Origin of the sequence: Streptomyces sp. NPDC046876 (assembly GCF_040645035.1) — a bacterium.
GTDB lineage: Bacteria > Actinomycetota > Actinomycetes > Streptomycetales > Streptomycetaceae > Streptomyces.
Map to the genome: position 1 here is coordinate 94,923 of NZ_JBEYXK010000020.1, position 6,721 is coordinate 101,643.

Here is a 6,721-nt window from a genome sequence, read left to right on the forward strand (position 1 = left end):
CGGGTCCCCCGTCAGGCGGCGCCCGTCAGGCGGCGCCCGTCAGGCGGCGCTGCGGCGGGCGCGGATCCGGCACAGGAGCGTGCCGCCGAGCGCGCCGGCGGCCAGCACGAGGAGCGCGTACTCGGGCAGCGGGCCGAAGCGCGTGGCCGGGGTCTCGGTCGAGCGCAGGGGGATCTCGGCGACCAGCGCGTCCGCGGTGAACATCTTCGTCTGCTGCACGACCCGGCCGTCGGGCCGGATGACGGCGCTGACGCCGCTGGTGACCGGGACCAGCACGGTGCGGCTGTGCTCGACGGCACGGACCCGGTCCATGGCGAGCTGCTGGTAGGTCATCTGGGTCCGGCCGAAGGTGGCGTTGTTGCTCGGTACGGCGATGACCTGCGCGCCGTCCTGCACGGTGGAGCGGACGGCGTCGTCGAAGGCGGCCTCGAAGCAGGTGACCATGCCGATGCGGCTGCCGGCCATGTCGAAGACGCCGGGGTCCTTGCCGGGGCCGAAGTCGCGGCGGACGCGGTCCACGTCGGAGCTGAAGAGCCGGACGAAGGACCGCATCGGGATGCGCTCGCCGAACGGCTGGATCTTGCGCTTGTCGTAGGTGTCCGTGGGGCCCTTGACCGGGTCCCACAGGATCATCGTGTTGCGCAGCGGACCGGTCTCGGGGGCGAGGACGGAGCCGATCGCGACGGGTACGCCGACGGCCTTCACCGCGCGGTCGATGGCGTCGTAGGCGTCCGGCTGGGTGTACGGGTCGATGTCGGAGGAGTTCTCCGGCCAGACGACGAAGTCCGGCTTGGCGACGCGGCCGGCCTTGACGTCCTCGGCCAGCTGCAGGGTGCGGTTGGCGTGGTTGTCGAGGACGGCGCGGCGCTGGGCGTTGAAGTCGAACCCGGCGCGCGGGACGTTGCCCTGGACCACGGCGGCCACGGCGGTGCCGTCCTCGGCGGCGTCGGACACCAGCGGGCGTGCCGCGAGCGCCGCGCCGACCGGGGCGGCGACGCAGAGCGCGGCGAGGGCGGCGGTGGCCCGGCGCGGGTGGCTGCGGGCGGTGCGCAGGACCTCGTACAGCCCGAAGCCGCACAGGGCGACGCCGAAGGAGAGCAGCGGGGTGCCACCGAGGGCGGCGAGCGGCAGGAAGAGGCCGTCGGCCTGCCCGAAGGCGAGCTTGCCCCACGGGAAGCCGCCGAAGGGGGCGCGGGCGCGCAGGGCCTCGCCGGCGATCCAGACCGCGGCGCCCCACAGCGGCCAGGCGGGGAGCTTGCTGACGAGGGCGACGCCGAGGGTGGTCAGGCCGATGAGGAGGGCCTCGAGGGTGGCGAGGGCGAGCCACGGGACGGGGCCGACGCCCTCGCTCGTCCACACCAGCAGCGGCAGCAGGAAGCCCAGGCCGTGCAGGAGGCCCAGGCCGAAGCCGGCGCGGGCGCGGCGGCCGTGCAGGCAGCCGGCGAGGACGGCGAGGGCGAAGGGGGCCAGCCACCACAGGGGGCGGGGCGGGAAGCTCAGGTAGAGCAGCACGCCGGAGCCGACCGCCAGCGCCGCGCGCAGCGCGGCGGCGGTCTTGCGCTGCGACTGCCCGGCGGCCGGGCGCGCGGCGGCTTCTGCTCCGGTGGCGGCTTCCGCTGCGGTGGCGGCTTCCGCTCCGTCGCCTTCGGGCTTTCGGGTGACACTGCTGCTCATTGGGCGGAGTGTACGTGGCCCGGCCGGATGCCCCCACACGGACGGGCCCGCGGCGGGCCGCCGATACGGCGGTCAGCGGGCGAGGGCGCGCAGGTGGGTGCGGATGACCCGGACCGCGTTCTCGGCGTCGTCGACGGTGACGGTGAACAGCTTGCCGTCGCCGAGGTGGAGGGCCAGCCCTTCGCCGCGCCGGACGATGACGGCGGTGCCCTTCTCGGGGCGCCAGCGGTAGCCCCAGCCGCCCCACTGCTGGGGGGTGATCCGGGGCAGGAACTCGGCGGAGGTCACCTCCGAGAGCCGGATCGTGCGCCGCGGCAGCCCTATGTGCCCGCAGCGCACCTGCATGGCCTCGGAGTCCACGATGACGGCGACGTGCACGAAGGCGATCGTGCCGTAGAGGATCAGCAGGCCGACGGCGAGGCAGCCGACCACGGACATCACGAGGGGGACGCTGCCGGAGCCCCAGGAGTAGTCGACGGCGAGCTCGATGCCGAGCGCCAGCGCAGCCGCGCCCACCGCCGCCAGGAGCCATTGCGCGCGGTTGGAGGCCCGGCCTGTCCACAGCGGACCAGGGGGGTGACCCGTCATGGGTAGCAGCGTACTCACGTTCCGCATGTGCGGCACCGCCTCTCGCCGGCCCCTCACCCGGCCTGTCGTGCGGAACGTACCCGGCGGCCGTTGACCTCAAGCAAGGTTGAGCTCCTACGGTCGTCCTCATGACCACTCACGAGGCGGCCGGGGCCGCACAGATCATCCCGGAGCGCTACCGCACGGCGGTGGTGCCGCACGTCATGGTGGCCGACGCGGCCGCCGCGCTCGACTTCTACGAGCGGGCCTTCGGCGCCGTCGTGGACTTCCGGCTCGACCGCCCCGGGGGCGGGGTGCTGCACGCGGAGATACGCATCGGCGGGGCCGTGCTGATGCTCGGCGACACCGCCGAGGGGCCCTTCTCGGCCCCTTCCGCGCTCGGCGGGACCTCGGTCGCGCTCCACGTGTACGTACCGGACGTGGACGCCCTGGCCAGGGCGGCCGTGGCCGAGGGCGCCGAGCTGCTCCAGCCGCCGGCCGACCGGTTCCACGGCGACCGGACGGCCATCCTGCGCGACCCGTCCGGGCACCTGTGGGTGTTCCTGACCCACTTGGAGACCGTCTCCGGGGAGGAGTTGGAGCGCCGCCTCGCGAGGGCGTGAGGCGCGGCGCTCTCCGCCCTGGGGCGCGGGAGGTTCTCGGCCGGCTCCGGGCCGGTTCCGGTTCAGCCGGGCAGCAGGCCGACGAGTGCGTCGCGCAGGGCCGGGCGGCGGGCGGTCACGAACCGGTGCAGGGTCCGCGAGCCGAGGGCGACGCGCTGGGCGCTGCGGCGCCGCTCGGCGTCGTACGCGCGCAGGGCGGCGGGCAGTCCGGCCCGCCCGTGCGCGGCGACGGCGCGGGTGAGGGCCTCGGCGTCGAGCAGGGCGGTGCAGGCGCCCTGGCCGAGGTTGGGGGTCATGGCGTGGGCGGCGTCGCCGACGAGGGCGGTGCGGCGGCCGTCGACGAAGGCGGGCAGTGCCGGGTGGAGGTGGCGCATCCCGTAGCGGATCCAGGTCGCCGGGTCGGTGTCGGCGAGGATGCGCGGGACGGGGTCGTGCCAGCCGGCGAACGCGGCGCGCAGCCCGTCGGCGGTGGTGGCCGCGGGGACGGCGGCGTACCAGTTCGTGCGCCCGGGCTCGACCGGGGTCATGCCGAAGAAGCGGCCGTCGCCCCAGGTCTCGCCGTACACGCCGGCCTCGAAGCCGGCGATGCCGATCCAGGCGACCGTGCCGAGGGTGCGCACGCGGCTGCGCGCGCCGAAGCGGGCGGTGCGCACGGCGCTGTGGATGCCGTCGGCGCCGACGACCAGGTCCGCGTCGAGCCCGTCCGGGTCGGTCAGGCGCTGCCCGTACGCGAGGTGGACGCCGCCGAGGCGGTCGAGTTCGGCGAGCAGGGCGTCGATCAGGTGCGGGCGGGAGACGAGGAGTTCGGGGCGGCCGGCCTTGCGCTCGATCCGTTCGAGGGGCGGGGCCGCCAGCACGGTGCCGTCGGGCCGGCGGATCTTCGCGCCGCGGTACGGGACCGCGCGCGCCTGCAGGGCCTCGCCGAGGCCGAGGCGGTCGAGGGCCGCCTGGGCGGTGGGATGGATGCCGAAGGCGGTGCCGTAGCGCTCGAGCGCGGTGCGGCGCTCCAGGACGCGGACCTCCCAGCCGGCGCGGCGCAGGCCGATGGCGGTGGCGAGCCCGCCGACCCCGGCCCCGACGACGACGGCCGTGCCCGGGTCGCCGGGTCCGTCGTTGTGCCGTGTGCCCCGCCCGACCTGCCGGTCCCGTTCGTTCTGCATGACACGTTCCCCTCACGTCGGTGCGTCCGGCGAAACGAACCTCCACCACAAGTGTGGTACTACACCTGTGGTACCACACTTGTGGTTAGGCTGCACGCGTGAATCAGGATCGAAGGGACCGGCTGCGGGACGCGGCCGTCGCGGTGCTGGCGGAGGCGGGCGGGCGCGGGCTGACCCACCGGGCCGTCGACACCGCGGCCGGCGTGCCCCCGGGCACGGCCAAGAACTACTTCCCGAGCCGGGACGCCCTGCTGCGGGCGGTCGCCGAGCGGTGCCTGGAGCAGTACCGGGCCCTGGCCGACGCCCTGGCGGGGGCCGGCCCGGGACCCTCCGACCGGGACGCCCTGGCGGCCCTGCTCGCGGGGCTGCTGCGCGACGCGGCCGGGCCGGGGCGGGCGCGCGTCCTGGCCTATCTGGAACTCCAGGCCGAGGCGGCGCGGCGGCCGTGGCTGGCCGCGCTGCTGGACCCGATCGGCGCGGCGGACTTCGCGGCCCACGGCCGTCTGCTGCGCGCGGCCGGGCTGCCGGGCGGGCCGGCGCAGGCCCGGGCCCTCACCCTTGCGATGCACGGGGCGCTGTGGCACCTGCTGGCCGGGGCGCCGGACACGCTGGCCGCCGCCGGGTTGGACGACCCGGAGGCCTTCGCCCGCGGTGTACTGTCCGCGGTCTGCCCGGAACCGGACGGGCCGGAAGCGAACGTGGAGGAGGAGAGATGACCACGCGGCTCGACCGCGCCGTGGGTACGGTCCTGGGCTCGGCCGTCGGCGATGCGCTCGGCGCGCCCTACGAGTTCGGGCCCGCCGGGGAACTGGCCGCACGCGGCGCCGAGATGCGCGGGGGCGGCGGCTGGGACCCGGGGGAGGCGACCGACGACACGCAGATGGCGGTCCTGGTCGGCGAATCGCTGCTGGAGAACGGCGGCCTCGAACTCCCCGACGTCTTCGGCCGGTTCCAGCGCTGGGCGGCGGGAGAGCCCAAGGACATCGGGCTCCAGACGGAGGACGTGCTGACCAGCGGCGCGCCCTGGGATCTGGCGGCCGCACTGCACTTCCAGGTCAACGCCCGGGCGGCGGGCAACGGTTCCCTCATGCGGGCCTCGACCTCGGCGGTGTACTTCGCCGCCGCCGGGCGGGAGGCGACGATGGACGCGGCCCGGCGGATCGCCGCGCTCACCCACGGCGACCGGGCGGCCTGGGAGGGCACGGCCGTGCTGCACGAGCTCGTACGGATCGCCCTGGACGGCGCCGATCCGCTGGCCGGCCTGCCCGGGGTGCTGGCGGCCGTACATCCGGAGCACCGCGAGCGGTACGGCCGGGTGCTGGACCCCGGCTGGTACCCGGGCCTGGCCACCGAGTTCAACGGCGCGGTGTGGCCCTGCCTGGGCTCCGCGGTGTGGGCGCTGCGCACGACCGACGGGTTCGCCGAGGCCGTACGGGCCGCCGTGAACCTGGGCGGGGACACCGACACGGTGGCCGCCGTCACCGGCGCCCTGGCCGGGGCCCGCTACGGCCAGGCGTCGGTCCCGCCGGAGTGGAGCGCCGCACTGCACGTGCCCCTGCCCGGCTTCGGTCCGCGGGTCCTGGACGCGGACGACCTGCGCGAGCTGGCCCGGCGCCTCGCAGAGCCGGGCCGGCCCTGAAGGGGCTGCGGGTCAGCCGGCGACGGCCGCGCCCTCGCCGGCGAGGAGCCGGCCTTCGGCGTACTCCAGTGCGGCGGCGGGGAGGGCCCCTTCGGCACCGCTGAGCAGAACGGTCAGGCTGCCGATGCGCGGCAGCTCCGGTGCGGGGCCGGCGCCGATGCGGCGCAGCGCCTGCACGGCGACGGGCTCGGCGGAGCCGTAGTAGGTGAGCTCGGCCCCGCCGGTGCGCTCCGCGAGGGCGGCGCGGACGGTCGGCTCGACGAGCTCGTAGTGCGTGCAGCCGAGGACGACGTCGGTGACGTCGGCCGGGGTCAGCGCGGCCGCGGCCGCGACGGCCGCGGCGATGGCCGCCTCGTCGCCGGCCTCGACGGCGTCGGCGAGGCCGGGGCACGGCACCTCGGTGACGCACGCGCCGGCGGCGAAGTCGCGGATCAGCCCGCGCTGGTACGGGCTGCCGGTGGTGGCCGGTGTGGCCCAGATCGCCACGCGCCCGCCGTCGGCGGCGGCGGGCTTGATCGCCGGCACGGTCCCGATCACCGGGATCGCGGGCTCCAGCTCGGCCCGGATGGCGGGCAGGGCATGGACGGTGGCGGTGTTGCAGGCGATGATCAGCGCGTCCGGGCGCAGCGCGGCGGCGGCCCGGGCGACACCGAGCGCGCGCCCGGTGAGGTCGGCCGGGGTGCGCGGGCCCCAGGGCATGCCGTCGGGGTCGGAGGACAGGACCAGATCGACGTCCGGGCGGAGCCGTCGCATCGCGGCGGCAGCCGCGAGGAGGCCGATTCCGGAGTCCATGAGGGCGATCTTCACCCGGTCACCTTAATCGACGCGGCCCCGCCGCAGCGGCCGACGGGGCCCGCCTGTGGCCCGCGGCACACCGCCGCCCCCGCTGCCGCCGCCGGTTGCCGCTGCGCGGAGCAGCCCCCACCCCGCCCCCTCTCCCCCAGCTACCGCTGGGAGGTGCCCCCAGAAACCGCGGGATCCGCCCCCGGACCCTCCCCCAGCTACCGCTGGGGGGACCCCCAGCGCCTCAAACGCCGGCGAGGCTGGAATATCCAGCC

The 6,721-nt window shown here is 76.4% G+C and carries 7 protein-coding genes; 3 read left to right on the top strand and 4 right to left on the bottom strand.

Features of this window, described 5'->3' with window-relative positions; all coding sequences use genetic code 11:
* Positions 1-39: 39 nt before the first annotated feature.
* Together lnt and ABZ924_RS14605 are read right to left on the bottom strand one after the other, a co-directional pair.
* Complete coding sequence (gene lnt, locus ABZ924_RS14600; protein ID WP_361908316.1) at positions 40-1,674, bottom strand: apolipoprotein N-acyltransferase; 1,635 nt, start codon at positions 1,672-1,674, stop codon at positions 40-42.
* 72 nt (positions 1,675-1,746) lie between these two features.
* Positions 1,747-2,262, bottom strand: a complete 516-nt coding sequence (locus ABZ924_RS14605; protein ID WP_361908319.1) for a hypothetical protein — start codon at positions 2,260-2,262, stop codon at positions 1,747-1,749.
* Between the two features lie 128 nt (positions 2,263-2,390).
* On the opposite strand from ABZ924_RS14605, the gene ABZ924_RS14610 reads away from it, so the two are divergent.
* A complete protein-coding gene (locus ABZ924_RS14610) occupies positions 2,391-2,864 on the top strand; it encodes a VOC family protein (RefSeq protein WP_361908322.1) in 474 nt (157 codons plus the stop codon).
* Positions 2,865-2,926: 62 nt separating this feature from the next.
* On the opposite strand, the gene ABZ924_RS14615 is transcribed toward ABZ924_RS14610, so the two are convergent.
* Positions 2,927-4,024, bottom strand: a complete 1,098-nt coding sequence (locus ABZ924_RS14615; protein ID WP_361908325.1) for an NAD(P)/FAD-dependent oxidoreductase — start codon at positions 4,022-4,024, stop codon at positions 2,927-2,929.
* A 98-nt stretch (positions 4,025-4,122) separates the two neighbouring features.
* Between ABZ924_RS14615 and ABZ924_RS14620 the strand changes: the two genes are divergently transcribed.
* Positions 4,123-4,740, top strand: coding sequence for a TetR family transcriptional regulator (locus ABZ924_RS14620; RefSeq protein ID WP_361908328.1), 618 nt, complete (start codon positions 4,123-4,125; stop codon positions 4,738-4,740).
* A complete protein-coding gene (locus ABZ924_RS14625) occupies positions 4,737-5,663 on the top strand; it encodes an ADP-ribosylglycohydrolase family protein (RefSeq protein ID WP_361908331.1) in 927 nt (308 codons plus the stop codon). The genes ABZ924_RS14620 and ABZ924_RS14625 overlap by 4 nt, the downstream gene beginning before the upstream one ends.
* 12 nt (positions 5,664-5,675) lie before the next feature.
* Here the strand turns inward: ABZ924_RS14625 and ABZ924_RS14630 are convergent, their stop codons facing one another.
* Positions 5,676-6,470, bottom strand: a complete 795-nt coding sequence (locus ABZ924_RS14630; RefSeq protein ID WP_361908334.1) for an aspartate/glutamate racemase family protein — start codon at positions 6,468-6,470, stop codon at positions 5,676-5,678.
* Positions 6,471-6,721 lie beyond the last annotated feature (251 nt).